The sequence below is a fragment of the uncultured Campylobacter sp. genome, assembly GCF_947255105.1.
GTDB lineage: Bacteria > Campylobacterota > Campylobacteria > Campylobacterales > Campylobacteraceae > Campylobacter_B.
This window is the reverse complement of sequence record NZ_CAMYFP010000009.1, coordinates 1-17689: the sequence shown is the minus strand read 5'-3', so window position 1 is coordinate 17689 and position 17689 is coordinate 1. Positions and strand designations below refer to the sequence as shown.

Annotated in this window: 23 protein-coding genes; 6 read left to right on the top strand and 17 right to left on the bottom strand. The window is 29.7% G+C overall.

Annotated features, from left to right (window positions below):
* Nucleotides 1-5 precede the first annotated feature (5 nt).
* The 6 genes from pta to Q0X52_RS05690 all read left to right on the top strand — a co-directional run bounded on the left by pta (nt 6) and on the right by Q0X52_RS05690 (nt 5462).
* Nucleotides 6-1439 carry a phosphate acetyltransferase gene (pta, locus tag Q0X52_RS05715; protein ID WP_297575932.1) on the top strand — a complete coding sequence of 478 codons (1434 nt, stop codon included), beginning with the start codon at nt 6-8 and terminating at the stop codon, nt 1437-1439.
* A 1-nt stretch (nt 1440) separates the two neighbouring features.
* Entirely contained in the window at nt 1441-2643 is a 1203-nt protein-coding gene (locus tag Q0X52_RS05710) for an acetate kinase (protein WP_269479997.1), read from the top strand.
* A gap of 16 nt (nt 2644-2659) precedes the next feature.
* Nucleotides 2660-2935, top strand: a complete 276-nt coding sequence (locus tag Q0X52_RS05705) for a hypothetical protein (RefSeq protein ID WP_114675284.1) — start codon at nt 2660-2662, stop codon at nt 2933-2935.
* 6 nt (nt 2936-2941) lie between these two features.
* Nucleotides 2942-4474 carry an AarF/UbiB family protein gene (locus Q0X52_RS05700; protein WP_297575924.1) on the top strand — a complete coding sequence of 511 codons (1533 nt, stop codon included), beginning with the start codon at nt 2942-2944 and terminating at the stop codon, nt 4472-4474.
* 384 nt (nt 4475-4858) lie between these two features.
* Nucleotides 4859-5188 carry a hypothetical protein gene (locus tag Q0X52_RS05695; protein WP_297575922.1) on the top strand — a complete coding sequence of 110 codons (330 nt, stop codon included), beginning with the start codon at nt 4859-4861 and terminating at the stop codon, nt 5186-5188.
* A gap of 115 nt (nt 5189-5303) precedes the next feature.
* A complete protein-coding gene (locus Q0X52_RS05690; protein ID WP_297575920.1) occupies nt 5304-5462 on the top strand; it encodes a hypothetical protein in 159 nt (52 codons plus the stop codon).
* Between the two features lie 168 nt (nt 5463-5630).
* Here the strand turns inward: Q0X52_RS05690 and Q0X52_RS05685 are convergent, their stop codons facing one another.
* The 17 genes from Q0X52_RS05685 to Q0X52_RS05605 form a co-directional block, all read right to left on the bottom strand.
* Nucleotides 5631-6020: a hypothetical protein gene (locus Q0X52_RS05685; RefSeq protein ID WP_297575918.1), complete on the bottom strand. Its 390-nt coding sequence runs from the start codon at nt 6018-6020 to the stop codon at nt 5631-5633.
* A gap of 208 nt (nt 6021-6228) precedes the next feature.
* Complete coding sequence (locus Q0X52_RS05680) at nt 6229-6477, bottom strand: hypothetical protein (protein ID WP_297575916.1); 249 nt, start codon at nt 6475-6477, stop codon at nt 6229-6231.
* Between the two features lie 59 nt (nt 6478-6536).
* On the bottom strand, nt 6537-6815 hold the full coding sequence (locus Q0X52_RS05675) for a hypothetical protein (RefSeq protein ID WP_297575914.1): 279 nt from the start codon (nt 6813-6815) through the stop codon (nt 6537-6539).
* A 27-nt stretch (nt 6816-6842) separates the two neighbouring features.
* Complete coding sequence (locus Q0X52_RS05670) at nt 6843-7148, bottom strand: hypothetical protein (RefSeq protein ID WP_297575912.1); 306 nt, start codon at nt 7146-7148, stop codon at nt 6843-6845.
* 13 nt (nt 7149-7161) lie between these two features.
* The gene (locus Q0X52_RS05665; RefSeq protein WP_297575909.1) at nt 7162-7479 is read right to left on the bottom strand and encodes a hypothetical protein; all 318 of its coding nucleotides are present in this window, start codon (nt 7477-7479) and stop codon (nt 7162-7164) included.
* Nucleotides 7480-7505: 26 nt separating this feature from the next.
* Nucleotides 7506-7811, bottom strand: coding sequence for a hypothetical protein (locus Q0X52_RS05660; protein ID WP_297575907.1), 306 nt, complete (start codon nt 7809-7811; stop codon nt 7506-7508).
* Between the two features lie 35 nt (nt 7812-7846).
* Nucleotides 7847-8161: a hypothetical protein gene (locus Q0X52_RS05655; protein WP_297575906.1), complete on the bottom strand. Its 315-nt coding sequence runs from the start codon at nt 8159-8161 to the stop codon at nt 7847-7849.
* A gap of 27 nt (nt 8162-8188) precedes the next feature.
* Nucleotides 8189-8512 carry a hypothetical protein gene (locus Q0X52_RS05650; RefSeq protein WP_297575904.1) on the bottom strand — a complete coding sequence of 108 codons (324 nt, stop codon included), beginning with the start codon at nt 8510-8512 and terminating at the stop codon, nt 8189-8191.
* Nucleotides 8493-8744: a hypothetical protein gene (locus Q0X52_RS05645; protein ID WP_297575897.1), complete on the bottom strand. Its 252-nt coding sequence runs from the start codon at nt 8742-8744 to the stop codon at nt 8493-8495. The genes Q0X52_RS05650 and Q0X52_RS05645 overlap by 20 nt, the downstream gene beginning before the upstream one ends.
* Nucleotides 8745-8765: 21 nt before the next feature.
* Nucleotides 8766-9068, bottom strand: a complete 303-nt coding sequence (locus tag Q0X52_RS05640) for a hypothetical protein (protein WP_297575895.1) — start codon at nt 9066-9068, stop codon at nt 8766-8768.
* Nucleotides 9069-9139: 71 nt separating this feature from the next.
* A complete protein-coding gene (locus Q0X52_RS05635) occupies nt 9140-9415 on the bottom strand; it encodes a hypothetical protein (protein ID WP_297575893.1) in 276 nt (91 codons plus the stop codon).
* A 310-nt stretch (nt 9416-9725) separates the two neighbouring features.
* Complete coding sequence (locus Q0X52_RS05630; protein ID WP_297575891.1) at nt 9726-11165, bottom strand: LlaJI family restriction endonuclease; 1440 nt, start codon at nt 11163-11165, stop codon at nt 9726-9728.
* 3 nt (nt 11166-11168) lie between these two features.
* The gene (locus Q0X52_RS05625) at nt 11169-12119 is read right to left on the bottom strand and encodes an AAA family ATPase (protein WP_297576028.1); all 951 of its coding nucleotides are present in this window, start codon (nt 12117-12119) and stop codon (nt 11169-11171) included.
* Nucleotides 12120-12227: 108 nt separating this feature from the next.
* Nucleotides 12228-12500, bottom strand: a complete 273-nt coding sequence (locus Q0X52_RS05620) for a hypothetical protein (RefSeq protein WP_297575889.1) — start codon at nt 12498-12500, stop codon at nt 12228-12230.
* Nucleotides 12501-12727: 227 nt separating this feature from the next.
* Entirely contained in the window at nt 12728-13441 is a 714-nt protein-coding gene (locus Q0X52_RS05615) for a M48 family metallopeptidase (RefSeq protein WP_297575887.1), read from the bottom strand.
* A gap of 151 nt (nt 13442-13592) precedes the next feature.
* Entirely contained in the window at nt 13593-16136 is a 2544-nt protein-coding gene (locus Q0X52_RS05610) for a DEAD/DEAH box helicase family protein (RefSeq protein ID WP_297575885.1), read from the bottom strand.
* A partial coding sequence (locus Q0X52_RS05605; protein ID WP_297575883.1) for a site-specific DNA-methyltransferase occupies nt 16136-17689 on the bottom strand: 1554 nt, incomplete at its 5' end. The genes Q0X52_RS05610 and Q0X52_RS05605, both read right to left, overlap by 1 nt.

The following is a 17689-nucleotide window of genomic DNA, read 5'->3' as shown; positions in this document are numbered from 1 at the left end:
CTTTTATGAGTCAAGGGCTGTTTATTTTAGATACAAAAGATGATGATTTTAAGATTGTTACTACCATAAAAAAGATAGTTAGCAAAAAGTTTGAAGTAGCGCTATTTTCTCCTTTAAAAAGAGATGAAGCTATGGCTTTTTGTTGCAACAGCGAAGTTGAATTTGAAAATACCGATGAAAAAGAGTTGAAATTTAACTGCATAAAAAAATATGAAGAGCTATCGCAAAAGTTCGATTTCATCATAGTTTTAGGACAAAAAGATAAATTTCATATCTCTTTGGCAAAAGATCTAAATTTAGCCATATTAGCCGACTTTTCAAGCAAAAAAGAGATAGAGCACTTTGCCAATTTTACAGACAAGGGTTTGAGTTTTGGAGATAAGTTTAGCTCTTTTGATGAGTTGGAAAAAAAGCCACAAATTTTCTTTGATGAGTTAGAAAATGCAAAAACAAATTTTAAGACTCCAATTAAATTTGAATACGAACTTTATAAAAAAGCGAAATCAAATTTAAAAACCGTAGTTTTACCCGAAAGCGAAGATGAGAGAATTTTAAAAGCATCTGATATTTTGCTTAAAAAAGAGGCTGTAAATGTCATTTTACTAGGTGAGCCTGATGATATAGATAAAAAAGCAAAAAATTTAAAGTTAAACCTCTCAAAAGCAACAATTATCAACCCTTTAAAAAGCGAACTTTTAGATGAGTTTGTAAATAAATTTTATGAGCTTAGAAAACATAAAGGCATAAATTTAGAAGATGCAAAAAAAATTATGCTTGATAAAAACTACTTTGCAACAATGCTTGTTTTAGTCGGAAAAGCTGATGCTATGATAAGTGGTGCTGTTGGAACTACGGCTGATACTATCCGCCCTGCTTTACAACTTATTAAGACAAAAGAGGGAATTTCAACAGTTAGTGGGGCTTTTTTAATGTGTTTAGAAGATGAGGTTTTAGTTTTTGGGGATTGCGCTGTGGTGCCTGAGCCAACTGCTAAAGAGCTTTGTGATATTGCCATATCTTTATCATCTACAGCAAAATCTTTTGGTATTGAGCCTAAAATCGCACTTCTTAGCTACTCAACTGGTGAAAGTGGCAAGGGAAAAAGTGTTGATAAAGTAAAAGAGGCTTTAAATTTAGCAAAAGAGAGTTTGGGCGAAAATGTTGATGGACCACTTCAATTTGATGCTGCAATTGATGAAAAAGTAGCGAAGAAAAAAATGCCAAATTCAAAAGTAGCAGGCAAAACAAATACCTTTGTCTTTCCAGATCTAAACTCAGGAAATATCACCTATAAAGCAGTTCAAAGACTAACAGGAAGCATTGCAATGGGACCGATTTTGCAAGGACTAAAAAAACCAGTAAATGACTTAAGTAGAGGTGCGAGCGTAGAAGATATCGTAAATACAGTGCTAATTAGTGCAATTCAAGCAGGAAATTGATATGAAAATTTTAGTATTAAACTCAGGAAGTAGTTCAATTAAATTTAAACTTTTTGATATGAATGGGCGAAATGTCATTTTAGATGGCTTTATTGAAGAAATTGGAAGTGATCATTCTAGAGTTAATATCAACTATGGTAATGAGCCTTTTGTAAAAGATGTCGCCATAAAAGACCACTTAGAGGGTATGGACTACCTAAATAATTTTTTTAAAAAAAGCAAAATTTTAAAAGATTTTAGTGAACTTGATGGCATAGGTCATAGAGTTGTTCATGGGGGAAATAAATTTCAAGACTCAGTCATTATAGATGATGAAGTTATAAAAACTATCGATGAACTTTCAGAGCTTGCCCCACTTCACAACCCTGGACATTTAGCAGGAATTAGAAGTGCTATGGCTGAAGCACCAAATGTCCCGAATGTCGCGGTATTTGACACAGTTTTTCACCAAACAATGCCGCAATATGCTTATATGTATGCAATTCCGTATGAATATTACGAAAAATATGATGTTAGAAAATATGGCTTTCACGGAACTTCACACAAATATGTTACAGAGCAAGCCGCAAACTACATGGGAATAAGACTAGATGCCTTTAATGCCATTTCACTTCATATTGGAAATGGTGCAAGTGTAACTGCCATAAAAGGTGGAAAAAGCATAGATACATCAATGGGTATATCACCACTTGAAGGACTTATGATGGGAACAAGAAGCGGAGATATTGATCCTGCAGCACTTTATCACATCGCCAAAGTAACAAATAAAAATCAAGCAGAAATTGACTATATGCTGAATAAGGAAAGCGGGCTTTTGGGAATTTGCGGTATGAGTGACATTAGAAAAGTAAAGAGAATGATTTTGGATCAAGATGACGAAAGAGCAAAGTTAGCTTACAATATGTACATGTATAGGATCACAAAATATATTGGTTCATACTTTGCTATTATGGGAAGAGTCGATGCTATCATCTTTACAGCTGGAGTTGGCGAAAACTACGCTCACTTAAGAGCCGATATTTGTAAGACAATAAATCACTTTGGTGTAAATATCGATGATGGTTTAAATGAGTTAAAAAGCAACTCAATTAGATTTATAACCAAAAGAGACTCAGTTATAAGGGCTTTGGTAGTGCCAACAAATGAAGAGCTTGCCATCGCACTAGAGGTTAGAAAACTTATCAAAAATAAAAATTTCATCTAAATTTAAAGGATAAATTATGCTAAAAGATATGCTTTATATAACAGCCGGTGGGTTTTTGACTATCAAAGATAGAGTCCAAAAAGAACTAAATGCTCTTGAAAATCGTGGTAAAATCACAAAAGAAGATAGTCAAGCTTTTGTAGATAGACTTTATGAAAGAGCTAGAGCTGAGCATAATGAAAATATGGAGTATTTTAAAGAAGTTGTTAATGAGCTAAATTTGGCGAGCAAAGATGACATTGCAAGAGTTGAAAAAAAACTTGATGAGATTTTAAAAAAGATGAAAAGCTAGGTAAAAATGACAAAAAATCTCTATAGTCCGCTAAGAATCTATAAGATTTTTCATCTTTTACTAACATTTTATCTACTTATTAAAAGGCGTGAGAGCTTTTTGTTTATAAAGAGCATAAAAGCCGATAAAATCACATCTTACATCAACTATCTTGGTCCAAGTTTTATAAAAATGGCGCAAGTTTTAGCCACAAGAAGTGATTTTTTCCCACCTAATTATCTAAATGAGCTTAAAAAAATACATGATAATTTGCCACCAATGAGCCAAAACGAGCTAGAGAAAGTCTATGAAGACAAAGGTTTTATAAATTTTAACCAAACTCCAATAGCAAGTGCATCTATTGGGCAAGTACATGAGGCTTTTTTAAAAGATGGTAGTAAAGTTGCCATAAAAATAAGGCGATACAATATAGATAAAATCGTAAAAACTGATATAAAAATCATCTCTTTTTTAAACAAAATTTTTAAGCCACTTTTTTCGCACTATACAAAAAACTCAATAGAAGCGGTAATTAACGAGTTTGCAAGCACTATTATAAAAGAAACTAGTATGAGAATAGAGCTTTCAAATTTAAAGAAATTTTCTAAAATATATTGCAATTCAAACATTATTTTTCCAAAATATTACGAAGAGCTTAGCAACGATAATATGCTTGTAATGAGCTTTGAGGAGGGATTTAGGTTTGATGATAGAAAAAATATTGAAGAGTTTAAAATTGATATTAAAAAAGCGATAAATGACCTAGTTTTGTTTTATGTAGAGCAAATGCTTATAAAGGGCTATTTTCATGCCGATCCTCATCCTGGAAATGTCTTTATAAATAAAAACTCGCAGATAATTTTACTTGATTTTGGCATGGTAAAATCAGTCTCAAATGAAACTAGACTTAACATAATCTCGCTTTTAAGAGCTGCAAATGAGCAAAACTATGAAGAGTATATTACCGCTTGCAAAAACCTTGGAATTAGCGCTTATGAAACACCAACTACGATGCTTGCTGAGTTTGTGGAACAAATTTTTGATATATTTTCAAATGACTCACTTAGCAAAACAACAATGCAAAATTTAGCTTTTGAAGTTATGGCAAATACCGCTAAATTTCCCTTCAAACTCCCAGCTGAAGCTATCTATATCCTAAGAGTAAGTGCCATTATAGAGGGTCTTGGAACTAGTTATTTAGAAAATTTTAACGGCATAAAAGATATACTTCCAATCTTAGTTAAAAATATCCCGCGAGCAGTTGGTGCAAAAGAGACTTTAGTTGATACTATATTTGATGAATTACAAGAGCTTCCACAAAACCTGCACTATATAAAGACAAGCTTTCATAAAATAAGCTTAGGGCAGATAGAGACAAATATCTCCAAATCACAGCTTGAATACTTTAAAAAGGTCATTGATGAAAAGGTTAGCGAGCTTATTTTTGGACTCATTCTAATCCTAACTTCATTTTTTATACTGCTTTTAGATAAAGATTTTAAATTTATAGCCACTGCTTTTTTTATAGCTGGAGTTTTAAGGCTAATTTATAAAAGATAATTTAAAAACTATTTAGTCAAAAATTGCGATTAGATAGTCTTTTCAAATTTAACACTCTCAACCCTAACATCATATAGTTTTGTTAAGTTGCTAGGTGTTAAAACATCATTTATGTAACTTCTCACAAAAAATGCAAAATATTCTCACTTTTTGCCATTAAGCTGATGAGTTTAAATTGATGTAAAAAATGAGAATATTATATGCGAAATTTAGCCTTGTTTTCTTTTAAATGCTCTATCCTTCAAATCCTACTTGGCTATAAACTTGTAGCTGGGTTTAGCCTGTGTAATAGGCTTTTTATGCTTATCCCAACTGCTGCATTATCCATTTTTACCCTTTTGTGTTATAATCTTTTTATAGTAAAACAAACAAGCGGAGAGTGATATGAGCAAAAAAGAGATGCAGGCCCAAAACCGCGCACAGGATTTTGTATCTATATCACAGGAGAGTGCTATGGATGAAAAAGAGAGAAAAGCCCAAATCAGTGCAGAAACTTTTGTATCTATATCATTTGTCTTTTTATATACATTTTTATTTATATTGTTTACAAATGATGATGAGAATTTAGACCTATTAACCATGATAGTTCTCACTCCTTTTGTCTCTTTGTTTTCAATATTTTTATTTTATCCGGTTGCTTTGTTTTCAACATTTTTATTTAAAAAAATCTTTAAAAAAACCTATAAATTTATACTAGATTGTTGCTACGATTAAAAACCCTCTTAATATCAAAACTTTTTAAAGCGCTATTCCTTGTCAATCTCGCCAAATCCTTTATTTAAAATCATCTTTTTACCTGTATATGGTATAATCCCACAAAGGAAATTATATGAAAATTTTAATTTTTGCTATTTTGCTATGCGTATTTGTATATGCCTTCGACTATATCATCGCCATAGCCTTTTTTGTTGGGCTTTTAGGTCCACTTATAGGTGGAGTGCTAGCACTTTTAAATGTTTTTACAAAATGGGCTTCGCAAATAGGATAAAAAGATGTTATATATCATTGCATTTGGAATATTATTTATGATTTTATGCTCTATTTTTCCAAGTCTTCTAACAGTCATTTATCTATTATCCTTTTTTTCATTTGTCTTAATTTTTATTCTTATAACCTTAAGATTGTTAAACAAATTCTTAAACTTTATTGAAAAACCCTAAAACGCTCCTACTTTTAAAATCTCTTTTGAAATCCTCACAAATTCCCAAAATTCACCCAAACTCATATCCAAGATCTCACAATAACCAAAATGCAAAGTATGACCCACAAGGGCAATAGCCTCTAAGCTATAACCCCGGCTTGTGCTAAAAAAATCGCTTAGCCCTTTTTGTAGTGCCATAAAGTCTTTTAGCCCCATCTCCTCTATCTCATTTTCAGTTTTATTAGTAAGAGTTGCTATCATGTAGATGGTTTTTAATTTGCCTTTTTGCGATATAATAGTGCTATCAAATTTTAAAGGGGCTGTAATGATTAGTAGCATATTTGCTATTGTGTTTTTAATTTCAGTTTTTTTGGTGATATGTTTAATAGTATACATGTTCTTCATCAAACTTTTAATAGCTTTTTATAGCTTTTTAACATCCGACAAAGAGCATAAATAAAAAAGCCAACACCACCAAACACCAAGCTTTAAATCCTAAATTTTGATAACTCTTTTGACATCTCATAATAATCCACAAACTCATTAAAAGTAAAATTCATAATATCACTATGAGTAAAATGTAGGGCGTAGCCAATTAAAGCTATGCCCTCTCTTAGTTTTTTTCACTAAAATTAGCTAAATTTGCTACCACCCCGCTTAATTTACCAACTTCACTAATTGGCAAGCTAGAGATAAACTCATTATCCATTTCACCATCGCTCATATCGATAAGTAGGCTCTTTAATCTCTCAAAATCATCTTTTATATCACCAACACAAGAGCAAACCACTGCTTTTTCATCATATACTTTTGATTTTGTTATTAAAAATTCTAATCCATTATCAAAAACAAAATATCTCATATCACTATCTTTTATCTATTTTTACTGCTTAAAATTTGCCTTTATATACTCCAAAGCATCTATAAATGTGCCTTGAAATTTCTTTTGAAAGTATTGTGTATAAGCACTTCAAACTCGCAAACTTCTTGCATAAACGGGTCTGTTTTTGCAAAAACAATATCTTTATTATCAATAAAACTATCATAAAAACCCATAAACTTACCATTTTTTACACAATAAGTAGCAAATTTATATTTTGAGCCGCGTTTTTTATCATAATCTTGTCCTGCCCAAACATTATATCCTTTTTGATATACTCCACACTCTGCTGTATCTATGTATAAAATAAACTCTCTCATATCTCCCACCATATTTATCTATTTTTATCACTCTATATCTTTAAAATTCTCTTTAATATACTCTAAAGCATCTATAAAAGTGCCGCTAAATTTATAGTTTTCATGCCTAAACTCGCAAACTTCTTGCATCAATGGGTCATTTTTAGCAATTTCTAATACTTCGTCTTTTACATCCATATCAAACATTCCCATTATTTGATTGTTTTCTATGCAAAAAGTAGCAAATTTATATTTTTCATTCTCTTTTTCGGCATATTTACCATCCCAAATATCATAATCCTTTACAGATATTTGCCACTCTATATTATTGCAAACAATTTCAAGTTTTCTCATATCTATATCTTTTTTATTTAAAATTCTCATAGATTATTTTAAAAGCCTCTTTTATGCTCATTGTTTTGGTGCTTTTTATATTGTTTATCTCGCATTCAAACTCGCAAACTTCATCAAAAAGTTTCAACTCTTGTGTTTTATTAAAGCATTTTTCATTTAAAAACAGGTCAAAAGCTTTCATAAACCTATCATTTTTTACACAAAAAGTTGCAAAACCGAATGGCTTATTTAGCTTGTTGCTATAATCATCGCCATCGTAGCCGCTTTGTTTTATCCCCCATTCAGTCGCAATATCGTTGTAAAAATAAACATACATTTCAAATTTTCTCATATTTTTACCATATTTATCTGTTTTTACTACCTGAAATTTGCCTTTATATACTCTAATGCGTCTATAAAAGTGCCGCTGAATTTCTCCTGTTCTTGCCATTCATCTTTTTCTAAGGCATAAACTATAAATTCTTTTTTTGTATTAAAGATATCAAGTGTTTTGCACTTTTGTATATCATCATCACTTGGTTTTTTAATATCATAAATCCACACAATTTTATCATCAATAGTCTCAAACTGTCCAAATAGCTCTTCATCATAATCTATACCCTTTTCATAGATACTGCTCTCAATACTCCATCCGTTGCCTAAGCAAATATTGAAAATGTCCATTTTATAATCTTTTTCATAGTTTTTTATACTATCAACTACTTAAAATTTTCTTTTGTATACTCCAAAGCGTCTATAAATGAGCCCCTAAATTTCTCTTTGAAAGTATCGTGTATAAGCACTTCAAACTCGCAAATTTCTTGCATAAGCTCATCATTTTTAGCTATTTTTATATCTTCATCAAAAATATAACTAGTGAAAAAGCCCATAAATTTACCATTTTTTACACAGTATGTAGCAAATTTATACATTTTGCCAAGCTTTTTATTATAATCTTGTCCTGCCCAAACATTATATCCTTTTTGATATACTCCACACTCTGCTGTATCTATGTATAAAATAAACTCTCTCATATCTCCCACCATATTTATCTATTTTTATCACTCTATATCTTTAAAATTCTCTTTAATATACTCTAAAGCATCTATAAAAGTGCCCCTAAATTTCTCTTTATATTTGTTGGTCGCACTATCAAAAAAATTAAATTCACAAATTTCACCGAATTCTTTATACTTTTTACACTCATTTATCTCATCATCACTAGGAGCAAAAACATCAAAAATATAAGTTATTTTGTTGTCTTGTGTCATTGTTATCGGCTTATAAAGCCCTTTGATTGACTTTTTAAGCTTTTCATAATAATTAAATGATGCAATATGCCACTCTATGCCATAAAATGTGATTTCAAACTCTCTCAACTCCATTTTCTTGCCTTTTTTTGGCTATCCATAGCACACACTGAGAATTTGAACCATTGATTATCTCGCCATTAAACTCAAACTCATAAATTTTATCATCATCTATAAAATCTTTTACATAATTATAAAAATCATCTTTTATATCACCAACACAAGAGCAAACCACTGCTTTTTCATCATATACTTTTGATTTTGTTATTAAAAATTCTAATCCATTATCAAAAACAAAATATCTCATATCACTATCTTTTATCTATTTTTACTGCTTAAAATTTGCCTTTATATACTCCAAAGCATCTATAAATGTGCCTTGAAATTTCTCTTTGAAAGCATCATTTACAAACACTTCAAATTCACAAACTTCATTAAAAAATTTTGATTTTTTGGCTCTTTCTAGGTCATAAAAAGAAATGTCAAAAATATATGTTATTTTGTCATCTTTTATATAGCAATTTGCAAAAAAATCAATATGCTTTTGATTTGTACTATAAAGCTTTTTATCAACTATCGACCAATCATCTTGTGGAAATATTTCTATTTCCAAATGTCTGATATTTTCCATTTTATCACCTCTTGTGTATCAAGTTTGGCATTTTAATCTTTAATAATTTGCCTTTATATACTTCAAAGCATCTATAAATGAGCCCCTAAATTTCTCTTTGAAAGTATTGTGTATAAGCACTTCAAACTCACAGACTTCTTGCATAATTTCATCATTTTTGGCTCTCTCAATAATCTCATCGCCAAGAGATACATCAAAAAACCCATTAATTTGTCAGACTTAGTGCAAATTTTAGCAAACATATATTCATCCAATCTCTCTGCATCATCTTTTTGTGTCCACATAGTAAAACCTTCTTCATAGACCCCATATTCTGCCTCATCTATATATAAAATAAACTCTCTCATCTCTCCCACCACCTTTTTATAATTTCTTGGTCTAATGTTAAACTGCGACTCTTAAAATACGCTTTTAAGTTTTCCCTTTTAAAAGCTGTTATTATTCTATTGCCATCAAAAGTTAAAAAATACCCATTATCACTCATTGCATTTAATTGATTTTGTTTTTCTTTGTGTGGAGCTGTTTTGTTTATAGAATTTAGTGCCTTTACAATTTATATGCCTTGCTTTGCCAAATGGCAGCATTTTTCTTATAGTTTTAGCGTTATCTTTTAAAAGATAATTCTCTACTAAAATCCTTATAAGCTTTTACAACTTTTTACAAAATTACAGCTTTTTCATCTCTATCTATTTTGATACATGCCGTTTTGTTTGCCAAATAATACTCATACATCTTACAAGCAGGTAGTAAAATAACATCAATGATATTTGAATTTTCAAAGCCTGGCAAATTTAGCGAAACATCTCCGAGTAAATTTGCACTACTTTTGCAAGTTGGCATCAAAAAAGCATTGTGTTTTATAGAAATGTTGTTTTTCCTAGCAAAATCTTCATATGCCATTTTATAAAAATATTGTTTTGTTATATCGCCAATTCCTGGCGTATTTTTTGCTTCATTTTCATCAAGTATTGTTGTGTAGTATTTGGCATCATATATTGAAAGCCCATCTTTGTTGATAGTTACAATATCTGGAATTAGCGTCTTTGTGGCCTCATGAATACTACTGGTTTTAACATCTCTCCACTTTGGTTTTGGAATAATATCTTTTAAAAATTTATTACCATCATTTTCATTACCATCTTTACCACGAAGCCCTAACTCTTTTAATCTTTTTTCTAAGCTATTGTCAAGGACTTTTGAACATATATCTTCCCAAACTAAATTAAAACTAGAAGTTCCTACAAAGGAGATATCACTAGAAGTTTTTTTAATGCTATCTTGTTCAATATATCTTTTTAAAAGCTTTAAGATATCTTGCCTATATGTTATAAACTGAGTTGAAAGCTCTTGATTTAGACGATTTATTATAAACTCTATAGTTCCAAAGTTATCTAGTTTTGCTAAGCTCAAATTTATGGGTGAGATATTTAAAATATTTAAGATATCTTTTAGCTTCTTGCAACCCTCGCTTAACACAAAAGCATGAAGCAGTGTAAAAAAATCCTCTTTATTGCTCCTTTGATTAAGAGTAAATGTATCTAAATAAAATGGAATATTGTTAGAAAAGTATGCTGTGGTTTCGTTGATGGTCTTTTCCCAGCAAATCTCCCCTTCGCCATTTTGCTCGATTATATCATTTTCATTTATGTAAAGCCCATGCTCATAGTAGCTATGAATAAGCTCTAAAACAACCGATAAAAGGTTAAAATTTTCAAGCTCTAGCTCTTCATCAAAGCCTATATTTTGCTGTTTTGACTGATATTTTCTAATAACTGAGATTAGTTGTTTAAGAATTTCATAGTTTTTATCTGATTTTTCATCTTCTATATATTTTGGATAAATGACAAGACAGATATTACCAACAACTATGATCCCAACATATTTAAATACATAATCATCAAATTTATCATTTAACTTAAAATCTTCATCAAGCAGCTCATCTAATTCAAATTTAGAGCAACTTTTTAAATATTTTACGATATTCATCAAAGATAAGTTTTTTAACAGATCCCTAAGCTCTTCATCATCTTTTTCAAAAATGTTTTTTAACTCATCAAAAGAATATCTCTTTAACTCTTTTAGTAGCTTTATATCCATAAATTATTCTTTAGTTTCTTTTATTGGCTCTGTTTTTAATTCCAACTTATCTTTAAATAAATTAAGTGCATCTTTTTGAAATTCTTCACACAATTTTGAGTAAGTAGAGTAGCTGTCTTCAGCAAATAACAGTGACCTGTAAGCTCTAGCTGCATCTTCGTAAAGATACATTAAAACTTTATCTTTAATAACTTCTGTAAGTTTATCTGTAAGTTTACTTGAATCATATTTTTTCAAAATTGACTTTGATATAAAATAAGGACCTATAAGCTTATCTTCAGGTATATTAAGCTTGGATAATCTTTTATTTACCTCTTTTCTAAAATCATCCCATTTGACCACTTCTAAGCTGTTTATTTTAAATTTGTAGTTTGCAAAACTTGCATCTACTGCATCATCAATTCCGATATATCTAAACTCCCATCTTCTTTTAAATGCTGTATCTATGGGCATAACACCTTGATCTGCACTATTCATTGTAGCCCAAATATACAAGTTACTTGGCAAAAACACTCTACTAAAATTTTTACCCATTTTTTTTGCTATATTTGGATTAAGCTTGCTATTGGTTAAGTTTTTCTCTAAAAACTCTCGCAACTCTCTAGAAGCAGCGATTGGATACTCACTATCGCCATTCTCATCTCTATCTAAAAGTTGAAAAATATCTCCAAAAACAGCCGCAACATTTGCTCTATTGATTTCTTCGATAATTAAAAGATAATTTTTATCTTGATTTTGCAAAGCTTTTATAAGTTGTCCTAGTAAAACTCCTGGGATATACTCATATGTTATACTCTCTTGTGTGCCAGGAAATGGCTTAAATGCTCCTACAAAATTTCCATACATATAATTTGGGTGAAAAGTTACACGCTCACAACACTCTTTTTCAAAGTCCTTTTTAGCCTCCTTATTGAGCAAATAGCTCTTCCCAGTGCCGGGCGCTCCAAAAAATATCCTTTGATGTGGCTTATTTATATGCTTTCTATGGGTATCGTTTTTATTTGATTTATCTGAGTTTTGTGTAGATGATTGACTTTCTCTTTCTTTTAAAAAAGCTTCATACTAATTTAATGATGAACTAATGTTGTAATTATTTTCCTTGTTTATATCTTTATAATTGTCAGAATTAACTATACTGTTTTTTATGCCTTGAAAGATATTAGGATCTGATATATTATATATATTTGTATTTGGATTATAATTTGATATATCTTTTAAATATTCGGGCTTTATATATCTAACATAATTTTTGATAGTGCCATATCTTTTTTTATTTTTTTTAAGAAATTCCTCATACTTTTTCTCTAAATTAACTTCGCTATTTTTAATATCCATGACAACACTCTTTTTAATAAAAATATAACTTCCTGTATTATACATAAACATTTTAAAACACAGCCAAGAGTTTACACGTCATTTGAAAATAGTATCAAATCCCTAGTTTTTGTTTTTTCGCCTAATGTTTTTTTATCTTTTAAAATAAGCAGTTTATAGTAGTATCAAATTTAAAAACTCTTTTTTTAAATTTCAATATAACTATATAATAAAATATATTTTGAAATTTAAACTACATAGTCACCTTTAAAAGAGTTTGACAATAGCTTTTTTGCCTCTCTCCAAGTTGGATAAAACTGCTCCACCAAAGCATAAAATCTCTTTGTATGCCCTCTTTCTATGAGATGAGTTAGTTCGTGTATGATGACATACTCTAGACAAATTTTGGGTTTTTTGGCAAGTTCTAAATTTAGCCAAACTCTTTTGTGAGCGATGTTACAACTGCCCCATAGCGTCTTCATCTGCTTTATTTTATACTCATTTGCTCTAAGTCCACTTAGCACTTCACACTTTTCTATACTCTTATCAAGAGTCTTTTTAAGCTCATCTCTATACCACTCTTTTATGGCTTTTTGACGTTTTTCTAAGCTAGAGTTTTTGGGAGTTGTAAGGATAATTTGTGATTGAGATTTTTGCACCGCTGTTTTTTGGCTGCTATAGACAACCTCTAGTTGGTAAGGCTCTCCAAAGAGATAGTGGCGCTCTCCTTGGATAAATTGATAGCGATTTTTTTGCTCATTTTTTATCTTATCTTGCATTTTTTTGATGTAGCCTAAATTTGATAATACAAATTTCTCTATCATCTCATCGCTACAAATGGCTGGCGCACTTACCACAATCCTCGCATCTGGCGCCTTTACCCTTAGGTAGATGTTTTTTTGGCCACGCTTTTTGGTTATCTCTACGCTGAAATTAGCAACTATTTTTTCATATCTTTTCATCTACTTAACTCGCAAATTTAGCCTAAATATTATCATATAAAAGTAAAATATCTTTTTTAAAATTTGCCGTAAGATTTTCTTTCATAAAAATAGCCTTAAAAATTTATATGATTAAATTTTAGCAAATTTAATTCTGACATTTGTTAGTGTTTTACTTTGTGATACTACTAAACGTCTTTAAAAACTTTTCATTTTCTGCATTTTTATTGCTCTTAAAAAATGGAAATCCGATTACTGTTAGATTGCTGTTATCTTTGCTGTATTCGCCACTAAGAAATTCAAGCAATGTCTCTTTCCAGCTATCTATCCCTTTGCCATCACCTGATAAATGCCCACCTTTTGGCTCAAAGATATATTCAGCAGTTAAATTTCCTTTATCGGCTTCATCTTTTTTAATACCAAAAAATATAAAATCAGGCTCAAATCCAAGCCCATAAGTATCACCATCTTTTCTATTGTCAAAAATTTTAAATTCCTTAAAGCCGTCATTTCTAAAAATAATCCACTCTTTAAATATAGCATCAATTTGCATTTTTCTTGATTCTATAAATTCAACAAATTCTATCTCAAGATTGCTATCATGTGAGTATTTATCATAATACATCCACTCCCTTGCATCTCTTATATCTAGTTTTTGCTTGACAATAACTCTATCATCAAAAGCTTTTTTATCTAATTTTTCTATGTTAAAATCGCTTACTTCATATTCATCTTGTTTTTCAAGCATTATTTTTTGAAGATTGTTTAGGATATATTCGCATATACTAAGGCTATTTTGTATATTAAATTTTTGTTCTTTGTCAAATAAAAAATCTAAATTTGATAAATACTCATAAAACTCTACTCTACTTTTTACACCAAATTTAGTTGCAATTTCACTAAATTTAAGACCTATTTTATTGAATGCTTTCTGAAATATTGAAAAATCAATACACTCTTTTAATCTCATAGATCTTTTGAAATTTGTATCTTTCCTATGTTCTTCTTTAAAAATATCAGAGTTTATAATATCATTTGAAAAAAGTGGAATATCTATACTTCTTAGCCTATGTTCTACACTTGTTTTTTCAAAGCTATCAAATAAAGAGTAAAAGTCTTTTTTATATCTTTTGTTGGTTACATAATAAATATTGTATTTAGATGTAATGTCTTTAGCTTTCTTTGTAGGTTTTAACGCAATTCTTTTTTCTTCAAGTTCTACAAATAAGCCATTTTCTACCATTGATTTATTTAGATTCTCGATATAATCAACATCATTAGTTGTATGATATGAAAGCTGTTCGATGACACTTAAAGGGTTAGTTAAATCATCATCAAATTTTCTAATATATCTGTTTTCAACATCTCCAAATGGAAAATATCTTGCTCCTCTACCTATAAGTTGAGCCTCTTGTGTTGTTACTCTGCTTGTTTTTTTACCTTCTCCCAAACGAACAATATCAAATAAATTTAATACATCCCAACCTTCATTTAGTTTATCGACTGCAAAAATAACTCTTATATTGTTATCTTTATCTTCAAGGCTATTAAGAAGTAGTTGATTGTCTTTACTCTCTGCATCTTTTTTTTCATTTACATCTAAAATAATCTCTTTTTTAAAGCTATTTTTTATAAGATTTACAATAGTATTCTCATAGGAATTGCCATATTTGCTTATAAAATACTCTTTGCTTTGTAAAAACAAAGGATTATTATGCGATGATAAATAAAATTCCTCTATATCTTTGCTAGTTAAATTTTCTATTAAACTTTCAAATTTAATCTTATTACTTTGTGAATCTTTGATAATTTCACTTTTAAATAAAATCACAGGCTTAAGAGAGATTTTATTATTATTAGCCAAAATTTCTCTATATAAGCTAAGTAAAACTGCACCTAAAAATCTAATCTTAATATCTCTGTTTTCATATTTGGATAAAAGAATCCTTTTTGAGTATCCTGCATTACAAAATTTTTTAAGATCATATTTAAAAACTATAATATCTCTATATTTTTCAAGCACATTTTTATCTTTTGGAATAGTTGCACTAAACTCATACATTAAGTTTTTTGGATTGCTATTATATGCTTGTTTTATGATGGTTTCCCAGCTTAATTCATCTTCTTTTTCTGCTTTTGTGCTTGCATTTAAGTGATGTGCTTCATCAGCTAAAAATACAAGCTTTTTACCTTTTAGATCATCGAGTGTTATAGAGTTTTCTCTCTCATTCGTAAAAAGAGAAAAAAGTCCTTGAACGGTGCTAAAATAAATATTTATTGCATTTTCTTTACTCTCAATTAAATTATTTATTATATTTATATCAACTCTTTTTGAGTCTATTATTATCTCATCACTATATAAATACTTGCTTGATTTTGGATCGGCAAAATTTATTTTAGTTTTTTCTAAAATCGCAGTTGAGTTTACAAAAAAGATAAAGTTATTGTAACCCTTTTTATAACAATCAAGTATCAAAGCAGCCATTATCATAGTCTTGCCACTTCCTGTTGCCATATTAAACATTAAGTGCCGTTTTGGTTCTTTTATCTCTTCATTTTTTAAATAGTGCTGTAGGGCTTTTTCTTGATACTCTCTAAGTTCATTTTTTAAATTACTGGTAATATGAGTTCCTATTTTAGATACGCCATATTTTTCTATATCTTTTTCTAGTTCATCACTATATGTTTGGATATTTTCTTCAAATAAACTAGACATTATATCTCTCCATAAAATGCTTTATTTAAAGCTTTTGTATTGCTATCTACCTCATATGTAACATCATCAATATCACTTAGTAAAACATAGTCCATATTGCTATCTAAACAAAGATTTAAAACCTCTTTTTTCTCATTTAGGCTTAAATTTACAAACTCTTTATCTTTGGCTATATCTCTTAAATTTATTCTATAATCAATAAAAGCAACTTTTTGAAGTTTTTTATAAATTTGATCTAACTCTTTATCATCTTTTGCTTTTAAAATTTCTTTTTTAAATATTTCATTTAAAGGCATAAGTTTTGCATAGATAAAACTTCCACCACCTTGCCAATTTAGTGTTTTACTAATTCCACCTTGCTCACCTTCAATTACTTTTTTAAGCCTTTCAATGCTTACATTTTCTATATAATCCATCTGCTCAATTCCGATATATTGCCTATTCATTTTATGAGCAACTGCTGCAGTTGTGCCACTTCCTAGGAAAAAATCCATAACGATATCGTTTTCGTTAGTTGTCATGCTTATAATATCTTGTATTAAAAACACAGATTTAGGGTAGCTAAAACTATCGGATAATTGAAGTTTTTGCAATACTTTAGTGCCATTAGCAGATGCATCGTATCTTGAACCATACCACATAGTTTTTGCTTTTTCTTTAGTTTTTAATCTATCTTTTACATAGATGTTATATTCGTTTTTGTTATTAAGAACAACTTCTAGCTCTGATAATGAATTTGCTACTTTATTTTTTGACCAACGCCATACTCGCATAATGTCTACTCCCATTGGCATTATTTCTATCCATTCATCTGTATTGTTTGGAATTTCTACTGATATTTGTTTTTTATTTATATTATAATATATTGGATAGCATAAATTTTTACGCTTATCAGGAGTTGAATTACTTCCAGTTCTTCTCAAGGGAACTAACTTGTATCTTGAAATGCTGTCTTGTTTATTATATTTTAATAATTTGTCTTTATCTTTATTAATATCATATACGCTTGTAAGATTGATGTTTTTTGCATATATGATGCAATACTCAGAAGATGTAGCTAAAAATTTTGAATCACTTCTTCCACCAGGATTAGTTTCTATAGAAATCAAGCCTATTCTATTTTCTCTACCAAAAATCTCATCCAATAAAACTCCTAAATAAAATAACTCACAATGGTCTATTGAACAACAAAAAATACCATCATCTTTTAAAAATTCTCTTGCAACTTCAACTCTATTTTTTATAAAAGTTAGCCAAGTTGAATGATTAAAATTATTATTATATGCAAAAGTGCTTGCATCAGTTTGTGTATTGTAAGGAGGATCGATGTAAATGAGTTTGACGCGACCTGCGAAATTTGATTTTAATGTATGAAGTGCTAAAAGATTGTTGCCTTTTATGATGAGATTATCACAAATTGTATCAAGTGGTAAATTTCTAGCTCTGTTTAATTCTAAATTTCTACTGAATTTAATAAAATTTTCAGCCGCACTGATTGCTGATTGCTGATTGCTGATTGCTGATTGCTGATTGCTGATTGCTGATTGCTGATT